The 15,389-nt window shown below is 60.9% G+C and carries 15 protein-coding genes; 8 read left to right on the top strand and 7 right to left on the bottom strand.

What is annotated here, in order from left to right; genetic code table 11:
* Positions 1-219: 219 nt before the first annotated feature.
* On the top strand, positions 220-2,868 hold the full coding sequence (gene alaS, locus ACINK1_RS11930; protein WP_376802684.1) for an alanine--tRNA ligase: 2,649 nt from the start codon (positions 220-222) through the stop codon (positions 2,866-2,868).
* Positions 2,869-2,900: 32 nt separating this feature from the next.
* Entirely contained in the window at positions 2,901-4,085 is a 1,185-nt protein-coding gene (locus ACINK1_RS11925) for a cyclic nucleotide-gated ion channel (protein WP_376802685.1), read from the top strand.
* Here the strand turns inward: ACINK1_RS11925 and ACINK1_RS11920 are convergent.
* Positions 4,076-4,579 carry a DUF3455 domain-containing protein gene (locus ACINK1_RS11920; RefSeq protein WP_376802686.1) on the bottom strand — a complete coding sequence of 168 codons (504 nt, stop codon included), beginning with the start codon at positions 4,577-4,579 and terminating at the stop codon, positions 4,076-4,078. The genes ACINK1_RS11925 and ACINK1_RS11920 overlap by 10 nt on opposite strands.
* 30 nt (positions 4,580-4,609) lie before the next feature.
* Complete coding sequence (locus tag ACINK1_RS11915; RefSeq protein WP_376802687.1) at positions 4,610-5,821, bottom strand: NADP-dependent isocitrate dehydrogenase; 1,212 nt, start codon at positions 5,819-5,821, stop codon at positions 4,610-4,612.
* A gap of 205 nt (positions 5,822-6,026) precedes the next feature.
* Between ACINK1_RS11915 and ACINK1_RS11910 the strand changes: the two genes are divergently transcribed.
* The 4 genes from ACINK1_RS11910 to murI are packed head-to-tail and all read left to right on the top strand — an operon-like array spanning position 6,027 to position 10,061.
* A complete protein-coding gene (locus ACINK1_RS11910) occupies positions 6,027-7,055 on the top strand; it encodes an alpha/beta hydrolase (RefSeq protein WP_376802689.1) in 1,029 nt (342 codons plus the stop codon).
* A gap of 45 nt (positions 7,056-7,100) precedes the next feature.
* Positions 7,101-7,862 carry an RNA methyltransferase gene (locus ACINK1_RS11905; RefSeq protein WP_376802691.1) on the top strand — a complete coding sequence of 254 codons (762 nt, stop codon included), beginning with the start codon at positions 7,101-7,103 and terminating at the stop codon, positions 7,860-7,862.
* Between the two features lie 53 nt (positions 7,863-7,915).
* The gene (locus ACINK1_RS11900) at positions 7,916-9,202 is read left to right on the top strand and encodes a flavin monoamine oxidase family protein (RefSeq protein WP_395760138.1); all 1,287 of its coding nucleotides are present in this window, start codon (positions 7,916-7,918) and stop codon (positions 9,200-9,202) included.
* Positions 9,203-9,239: 37 nt separating this feature from the next.
* Complete coding sequence (murI, locus tag ACINK1_RS11895; RefSeq protein ID WP_376802693.1) at positions 9,240-10,061, top strand: glutamate racemase; 822 nt, start codon at positions 9,240-9,242, stop codon at positions 10,059-10,061.
* An 11-nt stretch (positions 10,062-10,072) separates the two neighbouring features.
* Here the strand turns inward: murI and ACINK1_RS11890 are convergent, their stop codons facing one another.
* Positions 10,073-10,612, bottom strand: coding sequence for a CC0125/CC1285 family lipoprotein (locus ACINK1_RS11890; RefSeq protein ID WP_376802694.1), 540 nt, complete (start codon positions 10,610-10,612; stop codon positions 10,073-10,075).
* A gap of 220 nt (positions 10,613-10,832) precedes the next feature.
* On the opposite strand from ACINK1_RS11890, the gene ACINK1_RS11885 reads away from it, so the two are divergent.
* Positions 10,833-11,153: a hypothetical protein gene (locus ACINK1_RS11885; RefSeq protein WP_376802695.1), complete on the top strand. Its 321-nt coding sequence runs from the start codon at positions 10,833-10,835 to the stop codon at positions 11,151-11,153.
* A gap of 429 nt (positions 11,154-11,582) precedes the next feature.
* Here ACINK1_RS11885 and ACINK1_RS11880 read toward each other — a convergent pair whose 3' ends face one another.
* The 4 genes from ACINK1_RS11880 to ACINK1_RS11865 all read right to left on the bottom strand — a co-directional run bounded on the left by ACINK1_RS11880 (position 11,583) and on the right by ACINK1_RS11865 (position 14,374).
* Positions 11,583-11,858: a hypothetical protein gene (locus tag ACINK1_RS11880; protein WP_376801246.1), complete on the bottom strand. Its 276-nt coding sequence runs from the start codon at positions 11,856-11,858 to the stop codon at positions 11,583-11,585.
* A 48-nt stretch (positions 11,859-11,906) separates the two neighbouring features.
* The gene (locus ACINK1_RS11875; protein WP_376801245.1) at positions 11,907-12,602 is read right to left on the bottom strand and encodes an RNase A-like domain-containing protein; all 696 of its coding nucleotides are present in this window, start codon (positions 12,600-12,602) and stop codon (positions 11,907-11,909) included.
* Between the two features lie 70 nt (positions 12,603-12,672).
* Positions 12,673-13,404, bottom strand: a complete 732-nt coding sequence (locus tag ACINK1_RS11870) for a hypothetical protein (RefSeq protein ID WP_376801243.1) — start codon at positions 13,402-13,404, stop codon at positions 12,673-12,675.
* Positions 13,394-14,374, bottom strand: a complete 981-nt coding sequence (locus tag ACINK1_RS11865; protein ID WP_376801241.1) for a hypothetical protein — start codon at positions 14,372-14,374, stop codon at positions 13,394-13,396. Before ACINK1_RS11865 ends, ACINK1_RS11870 begins: the two co-directional genes overlap by 11 nt.
* Before the next feature lie 399 nt (positions 14,375-14,773).
* Between ACINK1_RS11865 and rpsD the strand changes: the two genes are divergently transcribed.
* Positions 14,774-15,389 (top strand): 30S ribosomal protein S4 (gene rpsD, locus ACINK1_RS11860; protein ID WP_376801240.1); only part of this gene is annotated, 616 nt, incomplete at its 3' end.

Genomic DNA, 15,389 nt, shown 5'->3' with positions numbered 1-15,389 from the left:
CTGAAGCCTGCCGGACATGTGATCTGTGGATAGCGCGTGTCGGCGGTGCGAGGCTGATCTTGGTTGCCTCGCATCGTTTGCCGCTTCGCGCGCCCTATCTTGGCTCGGGCGATTTGTCGCCTCACGCCGGTTATTGTCGGCTATGGCGCACTCGCACTGCTGGACAAAGCCTGAGGCCGATGCCTAAAACGGCTGAGTGGCTTTGGGGTTTGACACAGCATGAGCGGCGTTAACGATATTCGTAGCGGATTTCTGGATTTCTTCCGGCGTGAGGGCCATGAAATCGTGGCCTCGAGCCCGTTGGTGCCGCGCAACGATCCGACGCTGATGTTTGCCAATTCCGGCATGGTTCAGTTCAAGAATCTGTTCACCGGCCAGCAGGTGGCGCCCTATCGCTGCGCGACGACGGCACAAAAATGCGTGCGGGCGGGCGGCAAGCATAATGATCTCGACAATGTGGGCTACACGGCTCGCCATCTCACTTTTTTCGAGATGCTGGGTAATTTTTCCTTCGGCGATTATTTCAAGGAACGTGCCATCGATATGGCGTGGCGGCTGGTCACGCGCGAGTTCGGGCTGGCGGCTGAGCGCCTCTATGTGACGGTCTATCATGATGACGAGGAGGCTGCGGGCTTCTGGCGCCGGATCGCCGGGCTGGGGGATGACCGTATCATCCGTATCGCCACCAATGATAATTTCTGGCGCATGGGTGATGTTGGTCCGTGTGGCCCGTGCTCGGAAATTTTCTTCGACCATGGGCCGAAGGTCGCCGGGGGCCCGCCGGGTTCGGCTGAAGCGGATGGCGACCGGTTTGTGGAGATATGGAACCTCGTTTTCATGCAGTTCGAGGAGTTGCCGGGCGGCGAGCGCGTGCCATTGCCGCGCCCCTCGATTGATACCGGCATGGGGCTTGAGCGCATGGCAACTGTGCTCCAGGGCGTGCATGATATCTACAACACCGATCTCATGCGTGCGCTTATCGCCGCCGTCGCTGAAGTGACGGGCGTTGACGCCGATGACAAGCGCGGTGTCTCACATCGCGTGATTGCCGATCATTTACGCTGCTCGGCCTTTCTGGTTGCCGATGGCGTGCTGCCGGGCAATGAAGGGCGCGGCTATGTCCTGCGCCGGATCATGCGTCGTGCCATGCGCCACGCCCAGTTGCTGGGTGCAAGCGAGCCGGTGATGTGGCGCCTCGTGCCCGCGCTCATCCGGGAGATGGGTCTTGCCTATCCGGAGCTCGTGCGCGCGTCCGCGCTCATCACCGAAACGCTGCGCCTTGAGGAGACGCGCTTTCTCAAGACGCTGAAGCGCGGCCTTGTGCTCCTTGATGAGGCGACCGCTGGTCTCACCGCCGGTCAGTCGCTGCCGGGCGATGTCGCCTTCAAGCTTTACGACACCTTTGGCTTCCCTCTCGATCTCACCGAGGACGCGCTGAAGAGCCGGTCGATTACGGTTGACCAGACAGGTTTCACCACCGCCATGGCGCGCCAGAAGGCGGAAGCGCGCGCCTCATGGGCGGGGTCGGGGGAAGCAACCACGGAGCGGGTGTGGTTCGAGCTGAGGGAGCGGGTCGGCGCCAGCGAGTTCCTGGGTTATGATACCGAAACGGCGGAAGGCGTGGTGAGCGCGCTGGTGGTTGACGGCAAGGAGGTTCACGCGCTCAACGCCGGCGAGAGCGGATTGGTGCTGTTCAATCAGACCCCGTTTTACGCCGAGTCGGGCGGGCAACTGGGTGATGAGGGCCGGCTGCAGGGCGCTGGCGTGAGGGCGCGCGTCAGCGGTACGGGCAAAATTCTCGGCGATCTCTTCGTTCACCGCGTGAGTGTCGATACGGGGACGCTTTCAGTCGGGGTGGCGCTCGAACTGCACGTTGATCACGCGCGCCGCGCGGCGATCCGTGCCCATCATTCATCGACCCATCTTCTTCACGAGGCGCTGCGCCTGGTGCTGGGCGATCACGTGGCGCAGAAGGGCTCGATGGTAGCGCCTGATCGCCTGCGCTTTGACTTCAGCCAGCACCAGCCGATCAGCGCTGACGAACTGCGCAAGGTCGAAGATCTTGCCAATGAGGTGGTGATTGCCAACACGCCGGTGACAACGCGTCTGATGGCGGTTGACGAGGCGATTGCCTCGGGTGCGCGCGCGCTGTTTGGCGAGAAGTACGGCGAGGAAGTGCGGGTGGTGTCGATGGGCCCGCACGTTCAGGGTAAGGCATGGTCGGTTGAACTTTGCGGCGGCACGCATGTCGAGCGCACGGGCGATATCGGCGTCATCGCGGTCATCGGCGAGCAGGCGGTGTCCTCGGGTGTGCGGCGCATCGAGGCGCTGAGCGGGGAGGCGGCGCGGCGCCATTTCAACGAGCAGGCGCAGATGGTGGCGCAGGCAGCCGAGCTGCTGAAGGTTACACCATCGGGCGTGGTGGAGCGGCTGGCGAAAATCATGGATGAGCGGCGCAGCCTGGAGCGCGAGCTTGGCGAAGCGCGGCGCAAGCTTGCGCTCGGTGGCAGCGCCGGCGGCGATCAGGATATGCGCGAGATTGCCGGCATCAGGTTTCTGGCGCGCCGCGTGGACGGCATCAAGGCCAATGATCTGAAGAGCCTTGCGGATGAAGGAAAGGCGCGCCTCGTCTCGGGCGTGGTGGCGTTGATCTCGGTCGGCGAGGACGGGAAGGGGAGCGTGGTTGTGGCGCTCACGCAGGATATGACCGCCCGTTTCGATGCCGTGCAGCTGGTCAAGCAGGCGGCGCAGGCCATGGGCGGCAAAGGCGGCGGCGGGCGGCGCGACATGGCACAGGCCGGAGGGCCGGACGGGGCGCAGGCTGAGGCAGCCATCGAGGCGGTGGCGGCACTGCTTGGCGCATCATGATGAATGGCTAGCGCCATCGCCGGGGAGCGCGCATGACACAGAGCTGGCGCCGGTGGATGTTTGCTATTCTCGACCAGCCGCATCACGGTACCGCCGCGTCCCGGTTCGTTCATCGCCTGCTGATTGCTGCGGTGCTGATCAACATTGCAGCGGCGGTTGGTGAATCGGTGCCGCGCTTTGGGGCGGCGCACCGGCTGCTGTTTGAGACGATCGAATACGTCACGGCGTTCGTTTTCTTTGCCGAATATGCCGTGCGGTTGTGGGTGGCGGTCGAGCATCCCTTGTTCAAGGATATGCCGCCAGCGCGCGCGCGGCTGACTTATGCGCTGCAACCGGCGGCGATCGTTGACCTCCTGGCCATCCTGCCGACTTTGGTCGCTCTGTTTTATCCGCTCAATCTGCGTGTCGCGCTGATTTTCCGGCTCGTGCGCTTCTTCAAGCTGGCGCGTTATTCTCCTGGCCTGTCGAGCCTTGCGGATGCGGTATGGTCGGAACGCCGCGCACTCCTTGCCTCGCTCATTATCCTGTTGGGTGCGGTGCTGATGGCGGCCTCACTTATGCACGCCATAGAGGGCGAGGAGCAGCCCGACAAATTCGGTTCCATTCCTGACGCCATGTACTGGGCGGTCATCACGCTGACGACGATCGGCTATGGCGATGTCTATCCGGTAACGGCGTTGGGCAAGTTCGTGACGTCCATCACCGCCATTATCGGTCTGGTGATGGTGGCCTTGCCGGTTGGTATCGTTGCCTCGGCCTTCGAGCGCGAGATCCATCGGCGCGAATTTATTGTCACGTGGTCGATGATCGCGCGGGTGCCGCTGTTTGCCGGCCTTGACGCGCCCGCAATCAGTGAAATCATCAGCGTGCTGCACGCGCAGACAGCCAATGCCGGGGATGCCATCGTGCGCATGGGAGAGCCTGCTCATTCCATGTATTTCATCGCCCAGGGCGAGGTCATCGTTGAATTGCCTCAGGGGCCGGTGGCGCTTGGTACGGGGCAGTTCTTCGGCGAGATGGCGCTGCTGATCCGCGCCAATCGCTCGGCAACCGTCAGGGCCCGCGAGCGCACCAGCCTGCTCGTTCTTGATGCGCATGATTTTCATCACATCATGTCGCAGCATCCCGATATTGCGCAAAAAATAAAAATTGTAGCTGAGGCACGCGGCATCACCGAGCGTCGCGGAGCGCCCGATGACAAAGCCGGTCAGGGATAGGCAAGAAAGACGTAATCCGCCGCATAGGCGACGCTGAGCAGGTCGCCTGCCCGCTGGCATGGTTGTGTGGGTTGACCGCCCCGGGTGGCAATTCGTTGAATGAATGTGGCGCTCGCCAGGGCGCCGGTCGTGCGTTCGGCTTTGGCTTCCAGCTTGACCAGCGGAATATCATGCGCATGCGGGGCCGGTTCTCGGGCAATAGCTTTACCGACCAGCAGGCTGCCATCGTCGAGTTCCCAGCGCGGCCCCCCATAATGGCGCCCGACCGTGTTGCCTGCTTCGTCAAAAAGCGCGGCAATCGGTTCGCGCAACACCCATTGCAGATTGCCGTTGGCGTCAGCGGCGCATTGGTAAATTTGTGCCCCTTGTGCGTGCAGACGCGCCAGCTGGGTGGCGCCGGCAACGGAGATCGTCTCGGGCAGATGGTCATCAGCGCCATTTTTGTCTGGCGCTGATGGAGACGCAGCTGGCGTGCAAAAGGCTTTGTCGCTCACTTGGGTCTCTGCTGCGACCAAGTCGCGTTGCTATGCCATCGCTGCCTTGAGGTTCTGGTCGATCTTGTCGAGGAAGCCGGTGGTCGACAGCCATTTCTGATCATCGCCAACGAGCAGCGCCAGGTCCTTCGTCATGAACCCTGCTTCCACAGTATCGACGCACACCTTTTCCAGCGTCAAAGCGAACTTGCTCAACTCGCCATTACCATCGAGCTTGGCGCGGTGTGACAGGCCGCGCGTCCAGGCAAAAATCGAGGCGATCGAATTCGTCGAGGTTTCCTTGCCCTTCTGATATTCGCGGAAATGGCGGGTGACGGTGCCATGGGCGGCCTCCGCCTCGACGATCCTGCCATCGGGCGTGGTCAGGACGGAGGTCATGAGGCCGAGCGAGCCAAACCCCTGGGCCACGATATCGGACTGCACGTCGCCATCATAATTCTTGCACGCCCAGACATAGCCGCCCGACCATTTGAGGGCGGATGCCACCATGTCGTCGATCAGGCGATGCTCATAGCTGATGCCAAGAGCCTTGAACTGGCTGGCGAACTCGGCGTCAAACACCTCCTGGAAAATATCCTTGAAGCGGCCGTCATAGGCTTTGAGGATCGTGTTCTTGGTCGACAGATAGACCGGATATTTGCGGGAAAGCCCGTAATTCAGCGAAGCGCGGGCAAAGTCGCGAATTGAATCATCAAGATTATACATCGACATGGCAACGCCAGCGCCGGGGAACTTGAACACTTCTTTCTCGATCACCTGACCATCCTCACCCTCGAACTTGATGGTGAGGCGCCCCTTGCCGGGCACCTTGAAGTCGGTGGCGCGGTACTGGTCGCCGTAGGCGTGACGGCCGACGACGATGGGCTGCGTCCAGCCGGGCACAAGGCGCGGCACGTTCTTGCAGATGATGGGCTCGCGGAAAATAACGCCGCCGAGGATGTTGCGGATGGTGCCGTTCGGCGACTTCCACATCTCATGGAGGTTGAATTCCTTCACCCGCGCTTCATCGGGCGTGATGGTGGCGCATTTGACGCCAGCGCCATGCTTCTTGATGGCGTTTGCCGCATCGATGGTGATCTGATCCTTGGTCTTGTCGCGCATCTCGACGCTCAAATCGTAATATTCGAGATTGATATCGAGGTAGGGATGGATCAGCTTATCCTTGATGTACTGCCAGATGATCCGGGTCATTTCATCGCCGTCGAGCTCGACGACCGGGTTTGCGACCTTGATCTTGTTCATCATTCAATCCCCATCCTTCTGTGCCCGGTGGCCTCTTGCCACGCCGCGCCATGACGCCGGTGGCTATAGCATTTGCCGAGCCGGTGACAAAGCCAAGCTTGGTTTGAATACTCAACCTTCCGCGAGGCCCTTTCATCTGGTGAGAAATTGGGGTCAAATAGGCGGATAAAACGATAATGGCCGCAAGCGGTCGGAGGAGGGCGCGATGAGCAAATTGACGACAAAGTCGACAAGATCGAATTCCAGCCGCGAGGGAGCGAATCGCCGTGGCTTCATCGCTGGCACGGTGGCGCTGGGTGCGCTGGGCGCAACGTCGGCCGTCCAGGCGCAGACAACGCCCGCCATCGTCAGTGAGGATCACTGGGCGCAGAAAGGCGAGAGCAAGCTTTATATCTACCGCAAGCGTCAGCAGCCGGCGGCGGCTCCCCAGCCCGTCGTCGTACTTGTTCATGGCTCGACGTTTTCGGGCCGTGGTGGGTTTGACCTGCAGGTGCCGGGGCTTGCCGATTATTCTTTGATGGATTTTCTGGCTAGCCGCGGTTTCGACGTGTGGGCGATGGACCATGAGGGGTATGGACGCTCGACACGCCCGCTCAAGTTTATCGGTATCGAGTCAGGGGCTGACGATCTGCTGATCGCATTTCGGATGATCGAACGACTGACTGGCGTAAAGTCACCCATGGTCTATGCCCAGTCATCGGGAGCGTTGCGGGCGGCCTTGTTTGCCTCCAGGCACCCCGACCGGGTCGACCGTGTCGTGCTTGACGCCTTCACCTATCACGGCAAGGAAGCGCCCGAGATCGCGAGGCGCCGGGGCCGCGCGGAAGAGCTGCGGGCAAATCCAGTCCGCAAGCTGTCGCTGGCCACCTTCCGGGGTATTTTCACCCGTGACGACCCCTCCACCTTTGTACCGGCGGTGGCTGATGCGCTGGCCGAGCATGAACTCAAGCTTGGCGACACGGCACCCAGCGGTATTTATCTCGACATGGCGCTCAATCTGCCGATGAACGAGCCCGAAACGGTCAAGTGCCCGGTGTGCATGACGCGTGCCGAACATGATGGAAATTCCACTGAAGCGGAACTTTATGAGTATTTTTCGAAGCTTCCCAGTTATGACAAACAATTCCACATGGTGCGCGGGCTGGCGCACGTGGCTTTGCTCGGGATCAATCGCCATCGCATCTTTCATGTCATCAACGAGTTCTTCACGCTGCCGCCGCTGCGTTCCGCCTGATCGCAGCAATGCTGGCTGGACGTTGTATGATCGGAACGCGGCGCGATGAGGACGGCGCCGTCTCCGGTCATTGTTCTGGTTGATCCCCAGCTTGGCGAGAATATCGGCATGGTCGCGCGCGCCATGGCCAATATGGGTTTGAGCGAGTTGCGATTGGTGCGCCCGCGCGATGGCTGGCCGAGTGAAAAGGCCGAGGCTGCCGCATCGGGTGCGCTTGATATCATCAACGGGGCGGTGGTCTTTGCCTCGCTCGCCGAGGCGATAGCGGACACGCATTTTGTCTACGCCACCAGCGCGCGCGAGCGGGCGCAGGCGAAGATTGTCGTTGGTCCACGCGCGGCCGCGCGCGCCCTGCGCGGGCGGATTGAGGGCGGCCAGCGGGCAGCGATTGTCTTCGGGCCGGAGCGGGCGGGCCTCTCCAGCGATGACGTGGCGCTGGCCGACGAAGTGCTGACGCTGCCGGTCAACCCGGCTTTTGCCTCGCTCAATCTGGCGCAGGCCGTGCTGCTGGTTGGCTATGAATGGTTCACCAGCCTTGCGGAGGGGGAGCAGCTGCCGTTTGCGACCGAGCTTGGCGCCGGGCCTGCGACCCGCGAGGCGATGGCGGGGCTTGTCGACCATCTGGAGCGTGAGCTGGATGAGGCTGGATTTTTCGGTACAGCGGAGAAAAAAATCGTCATGAGCCGCAATCTGCGCAACATCCTGCATCGGCGCGGGTTGACAGAACATGATGTGAGAACCTTGCGCGGGGTCATCAACATGCTGTCGCGCAAACGCCGCAAAGACGAGGCAGAAGGGGCAGCGTGAAACACGCATCCTCCAGCTTGTCGTCCCTGTCGCGCCGCTCAGCCCTGTCTGGCATGCTCGCCGCGCCGCTTGTTCTGCGACGAGCCCGCGCCGCGACGCCCCATGTGGTGATCATCGGGGCAGGTGCGGCGGGGCTGGCGGCGGCGAAGGCGCTGATGGAAGCTGGCATCAGTTTTGACGTGATTGAAGCGCGTGATCGTATCGGCGGGCGGGCCTTTACCGATGAGCTGCTAGGGGCACGTTTCGATGCGGGCGCCTTCTACATCCACTGGGCCGAGCGCAATCCATGGGCGGTGTTTGCGCGCGATCTGGCGGTTGAAACCATCGATGATAGGGCTGCCAATGGCGGTCTGCGGATTGCCGAAGACGGGCTTTTGCTGCCACGCGGCCAGGCAGCGCGGCGGCGGCTGGCATTTTCAACCTTTGCAGCAGCAGCTGACCAGCGGCCGGACGGAGCGCCTGACATCTCGCTTGCCGATATGGCGGCAAGCCTTGGCGGCGAAGAGGTCATTGCGGCGGCGCGGGCGATCGCTTCGGGCGCGCTTGGCGAGGAAGCGGAGCTTGTATCGCTCATCGACTATAATCGTCTCGATTCAGGCGGCGATCTCGTGGTGCCGAGCGGTTACGGGCGTTTGGTCCAGCGCTACGGCGCTGACGTGAAGGTCAGTCTGTCGACAGTGGCGCGACGCATCGACTGGAGCGGGCAGGGCGTGAAAGTGGTGTTGGACAAGGGGCAGATCAGCGCCGATGCCGCCATCGTCACCGTGCCGATCGGTGTCTTGCGGGCGGGGCGGCTTGCCTTTACGCCCGAACTTCCCGTGACGCACCGCCACGCGCTCGATGGGCTCGGCATGGGCGCCTATACCAAGATCGCGCTGCGCTTTGACAGCGAGGATGGCTTCGGCATGGGCCCCAACAGCACGCTGGTGTCGCGCCATGGTGGCGTCTTGGTCCTTTACGCCATGTGGCCGCATGGCGAGAAGGTGGTGGTTGCCCATCTGGGAGGCGACCGGGCCCGTGAGGTGGTTGCCCTCGGCGAAGCGGGCGCGGCTGCGCTGATGCTGGGTGAACTTGCCGAGGCGCTGGGCCCACAGGTGAGAGCGGCCTATCGCGGCGCGCGGCTGGCTGGCTGGTGGGCTGACCCGTTTGCTCTTGGCAGTTATTCAATCGCCCGGCCGGGGCATGCGGATGCCCGCGCGGCGCTGATGGAACCGGTGGGCGAGCGCATTTATTTCGCAGGTGAGGCGCTGGCCGGCAAGGCGGCGATGACGGTCGGGGGCGCGACCCTGAGCGGCATGGAGGTTGCCGAAAAAGTGGCGCGACGTCTTCTGCGACCTTAGGATTCACGCAGAAGATGTGCTGTAAACAAGGGAAGCCATGCGACAGCGCCCGGTCATCGTGATTTTCGATTCAGGATTTGGCGGTCTCAGCGTCCTCGGCGCGGTGCGCGCGGCGCGTCCGGATTGTGACTTCATCTATTGCGCCGATGATGCTGCCTTTCCCTATGGGCGCCTCAGCGAAGAGGCGATGACGGCGCGCGTTTTGACTGTCTTCGACCGGCTTGTCGCCGAATTTGCACCGGATCTGGCGGTCATTGCCTGTAACACTGCGTCGACGATCGCGCTTTCAGCGCTGCGCGCCAGTTTTGAACTGCCGTTTGTGGGAACCGTGCCGGCGGTGAAACCGGCGGCGGAAGCGAGCCAAAGCCGGGTGATTGCCGTGCTGGCGACCGCTGCCACGGTGAGGCGGGAATATACCAGAGCGCTGATCGAGCGCTTCGCCAGTCACTGCCATGTCGAGCTTGTGGGCTCTGTGCATCTTGCAGAACTGGCTGAAGCAAAGCTCAGAGGCGAGAGCGTGGCGGATGGTGCGATCCTCGCCGAGATTGCGCCGTGCTTCGTTGAGGTCGAGGGGCGGCGCACCGACCAGCTTGTTCTGGGGTGTACGCATTACCCGCTGCTGGCCGACCATATTGCGCGCCTCGCGCCCTGGCCGGTTGCGCTGGTTGATCCGGCGCCGGCGATAGCGCGCCGCGTTGATGCGCTGCTGGCGCGCGGCGGCAGCGCCGGGCCACCGGCAGTGCCACAACTCGATGGCATCGCCGTCTTTACCGGACGTGTGGCGGAGGGCGATGCGGAGAAGCTGGTGCTCAAGGCCTACGGCGTCGGCGGCTTCACGCTCATGCATCTGCCGCTATAGGCGGGCTTGCCTCAAGTGGGTTTTTTCAACTCGTTCACATAGGTGTTGAGGATGTCATCGGCGTCAAGCGCATTGGTGGCGGCTGGATCGTCGGCCTTGAACATCTTGATGACGATCTCGCCACCATAGGATGTAAACGCGCGGTCAACCCCGCCGATCACCGCGCTTGCCCCGCCGCCAAGCAGCGAGCCGATGCCCGGCACCACGACATTGCCGGCGGTGCCGGCGAATTCGCTTGTCTGCTGCAAGGTCTGGGTGAGGGGGCGGGCCTGCGTGCCGACCGCCGTCGAGGTCACGATGAAACGTTCAAAACCGCGCTGCACGGTAAGCTCAGCCGCGCGATAAAGGGCGGTCCGCTCGACGATTTCCTTCTCGAACTGGCCATCGCTTTTAACCGACAGGCGCCAGATATCCTTGCTCATGGGAAAGGAGGACGCGCTGATGCGCTCGATCGGCACCGGCCCGAGTTTCGGCACAGTGAAGCTGCGCTCGGTGGCGCTACAGCCTGCCAGCGCCAGAACCACAACAACAAGGGTCGGAAATCGAAGCATCGCGCATCCATCAAGAGGTGGCCGGCGATAGGCGGAAATGACGGCCAAAGCAAGGTCGTGTCGGGATCATCGCCGGCGCGCCGGCGAAATTTACAACCAGAACGCGATGATTGCTCTGCATGCGGTGCATCTGCTGCGGAAATGTGCTTGCACCGATGTTCATTCCTGATCGAATGAGTGCATTGGATCACCTTCAGTTCAACCGCTCCGTGTCGTTTCCATGAGCCATCGCCCGATCCCAGCCGCCTTCGGCCATAATGGCGGGCCGCCGCTTGAGGAGAACGACCACGTCCCGCCCTGGGGCAGAGGGGGATTTCGTACTTATTTCGGCTGGCGCGCGGCGCATCGCGCGGCATGGAAGCGCATTCCCTACGACACCGTTCTGCGCCGGCAGGCGCGGGCGGAAAAAGCCGGCGTCACCTATGAGGAATATACGCTCGAAATCCTCGAGCGCGGGGTTTATCTGCAGCCTGATGACAAGGAGCGCATCGAGGTGATCAGGAAAAACCGGCGCAAGCGGCGCGGGCGCACGCCGCTGTGAGGCGCAGAGCGACGCGAACCCTGCCGGGAAGAAGCGGACTGGCGTCACCCCCCGCTCGTTCCTTGTCCGGCTGGCTGGATCGACATTGATCTTGAGGGCGCGCCGTTTGGCATCAGCCCGCCGCAACCGATCACAACACGCTTTGAGCCGCAGGGTTTAAAGACCTGGGGTCAGGACCCGTTAATTTGGGCGAAACGGTGGGAGGGACATGGCGCGAGGTTGAGGAGCAAGCCTGCAGGAAGTCGTCTGACTTTCAAAGGCTTGCGACATAAAGATCGCGTCATTTCACCCCATCCGAAGGACAAGGCACGAATGGCAAACTGGTTCGTCGACGCCCTCAACCATACCAAAGGGTATGCTTTTCGGGCTTCTCCTGCCATTTTATCCATTCGTGCCATGCCGTTTTGCCTAAATTGATGGGTCCTGACCCTAGGCCTCTTGCTTGATGCTGGCGATCACATCGCGGACATATTTCAGCGCGTTGCGGAACTCGCCCGGCATTGCCCGGTAACGGCTTCCGCCTGCTTCCCACACCTCCTGACAATAGGCCTCCGAATTACGCTCATCGGTGACTTGATCGATGAAGGCAACAAATTCATCAATCTCGGCATCAGTCAGATTTCCGTTGGCGAAATTGTTTTTAAAGTCGTCCTCAAACGTTGCAAAACTTGAGCTGCCGAGACATTCTGGATCAAACATTGTCATAATACGCCTATGTATTGCTGGTATCTTCATAGTCGTATGCCCTTTCTGTCAGAATTTCTTTGTGATCGGAAAAGCCGTATGAACGCGATAGCCGCGTGTCAGGGTTGCATCATGCACGATGATCACCCTAACGGCATCGGTTGAACGGATAATCGGCTGCTGGTTGGGAGAGGAGCGGAAGGCTTCATAGCCGGTCGGCTTTGAAAAGGATGTTTGACTTTCGACCGTTGTGTTTTTGAGAATCCGGCCTTCGGCTACGGCTGCAACCATGCCAGCATTATTGGGCTCACTGAGGGTTGAATTGACCAAGCGGTTTGCTGATTGCAGCGAAGTGAAGCTTCCCGCTCTTTCCTTATAAAACACTCCCCTAGGCACTCTATACGTTACCGAATCCCGTACCGTCCGCATCAAATATTCTTCGCTCTTGTCAACGTGATCGCGAATGGTGTGAGCACCCTTGTCACCTTCTTCATCTTCCAGCTGCACCGGAAACGTGCTCAGCCGACGAGGGACATTGTCGTCCTGGCCCGCCGCCACGATCGGTTTGCCGTCGGGAGCGGAGCCGATGATGGTGCCGGACGGGCTATCGGAAGGAGGAGCGTCGGTTGCACTGTCAGGCGTGTCGGAACCGTCGAAGAGCGGATCGCCTGCATCGGCAGCGACACCCCCACCACCCCCGCTCGTCCACTGCCCGGCGCCGGGTTCGCCGGCGGGAATGCGCGGCTGGCTGGGATCAAAGCGCAAATTGAGCCGGTCGAGCGCGATATAGGCGCTGGTCAGCGCCGCCTGACGCGTCTACGGGAGATCGCGAAAATCAACGATGTGAATTGCTTTCGTCGATTAATATCACGCCATCGACCTCTTCGAGGGCCTGGCGCAAACGAGCGAACAGCTCAGAAAGCGATTCCTCCGTGGCCGACCGATCGCCGGTGCGATGTAATGCAATGCTGAACTCACGACCACCCGAAAAGGTGGCGCCAGAGACAGTCACCTTCTCGCTATAAGCGTTGATGGCGAATTCGCGTGGATCGGCTGATAATTGCCCCCACGTCACCGCCATGCCGTTTTGTTCAGTAAAACGAAGAAAGCGTCGTTTCAACGCTTCATGAAGCCCATCGCTCAGGTCGATACGGCCTCCGCGCACCGCCGATATCGGAATTCGCGGATCAAGCCGCATGTCATCGCCACGCACGAACACTTTTTGCTCAAAACGCACGCCCGATAGCGGCGCAATCGCGCTTCGCAATCCTTCGACCCCTTGGTCGATTGCGACCTGTGGAATACGGTCAAACGTGCGAATAACTATCAATTCCAATTTTGACCCATCAGCTGACAAAGTGCCTATGAAGGTGATATCCGATCGATAGGCAGCAATTTTGATTAGGTTAGTGCCCTGATCGACAGGGCCGGCATAAATGGCAAAGCGTGTATCACGGCCAAAGACCTGCAATTGTGCCAGCATCGCGGCGCGGGAGGTGTTGGGAACGGTGATGGAAATGGCGCGCAAGGGCATGCGCATCTCTTCAGCTGATAATTCAAAGGGCATGGGCTGCTCCCGTGGCGTGAGCAGAAGCCAGGCCATGGCAGCTGAGACGGAGAGAATGCCGAAGATCAGAATACTCCATAGTCTTGCGCGACCCATGTCTCTCACCGATGTATTGGCGCATTCTGGCGTCAAGTTGGTCGAATATACCCGGCCCGGTGCGTTGGTTGAGGATCGACAGCGCAAAAGAGGTATTATTGCCCGTACCGCGTGTCATCACTGACATTGAACCGTCGGGGTTCTCGATTAAACTACGCTCAACCTGACCATAGTAAAAGATGTGACCGTCCCTTGTAACATTCGTTATTGTCAACCCGTCTGCAGAAATGCGCGTGTCTACTTTGCCTACAGACACTCCAACATAGGGATCATACACTGTAGAAACATCTTTATCGCGAACCGGCCTTGCAGGGTCCTGACCTGGCACGGCAAAGCGCGACAGATAGTCGGCCATCTGCTCGCGAGAACAGCGATTCTCGGCTGAACACACCATGTTTGGCCCTGACGTATAATCGTGATAATTGGGCTTATGCGGGCTGATTACTTGCTCTCCTCTGTCACCCGCCGCCACGATCGGTGTGCCGTCGGGCGCGGTGCCGATGATGGTGCCGGACGGGCTATCGGAAGGAGGAGCGTCGGTTGCGCTGTCAGGCGTGTCGGAACCGTCGAAGAGCGGATCGCCTGCATCGGCAGCGACACCCCCACCACCCCCGCTCGTCCATTGCCCGGCGCCGGGTTCGCCGGCGGGAATGCGCGGCTGGTTGGGATCAAAGCGCAAATTGAGCTGGTGCAGTTCGTCGTAAGCGTGGTGCAGTGCCGCCTCACGCTCAGCAAGGCGCCATTCCAGCGCCTGCTTCTTCTGCGCCGGATAGTCCGGTTCGCGGGCGGCCAGTGCCAGTTCGAAGCGCTCGGCCGCCGCCAGCCAGCGCTGGCGCAGGAGGGTTGTTCGCAGATAGGGCGGCAATTCCATCATCGGGTCCACTCATCGCAATAAAGGAATTAAATCCTAACACGAGTGGAAGCCGCGGGAAGACGGTCTGCGAAAAGTCGCTGCATGTCGTTGGTCTTGTGATGGTTTCGGGAAGAAGAGCGGCTTGGTCCGGTCGATGGCCGGTGCCAAAAATTGGCCGGTGTCGGGCTTATGCTGATACTCAGTGATACAGGGCGCCGCGCGCGTCCTTTGATTGACATTTCACGCCACCCCCTCTATGTCCCGCACCTCCTGCCATTGTGGCAGGAAACGCACCCGTGGCGGCTTGCCGCCTGTCGCTCCCGGTCAATCGGGATAGAGGAGGGCGCGATCTCATCATGAGACCGCGAGCACGGCGCCCGGAAGAGGGGTGCTGGCGCTCCATATTCTGGAGACTGAGCCATGTCGAAGCGCCATGAGGCGAAATACAAGATTGATCGTCGTCTGGGACAAAATCTGTGGGGCCGCCCCAAGAGCCCGGTCAACCGGCGCGAGTACGGACCTGGCCAGCACGGACAGCGCCGCAAGGGCAAGACGTCCGATTTCGGCACCCAGCTCAAGGCGAAGCAGAAGCTCAAGGGCTATTACGGCAATATCTCGGAGCGCCAGTTCCGCCGCTATTACGCTGAGGCCATCCGCATGCGTGGCGACACGTCGGCCAATCTGATCGGCCTGCTCGAGCGGCGCCTCGATGCGCTGGTCTATCGCGCGAAATTCGTGGCAACCGTGTTTGCCGCCCGCCAATTCGTCAATCACGGCCATATCAAGATCAATGGCAAGCGCGTCAACATCGCCTCCTATCTCGTCAAGGTGGGGGATGTGATCGAGGTCAAGGAGGCTTCGCGCCAGCTGGCAACCGTGATGGAAGCGGCGGCATCGGGGGAACGCGACACGCCCGACTATCTGGACGTTGATCACACCAAGATGACGGCGAAGTTCAGCCGCATTCCGGTAATCGGCGATGTGCCCTATCCGGTGCAGATGGAACCCAATCTGGTGGTCGAGTTCTACTCGCGCT

The sequence above is a fragment of the Raskinella chloraquaticus (SeqCode) genome, assembly GCF_021731865.1.
GTDB lineage: Bacteria > Pseudomonadota > Alphaproteobacteria > Rhizobiales > UBA4765 > Raskinella > Raskinella chloraquaticus.
Note: the sequence above shows the minus strand (reverse complement) of the source record. Positions and strands in the feature narration are given on the sequence as shown.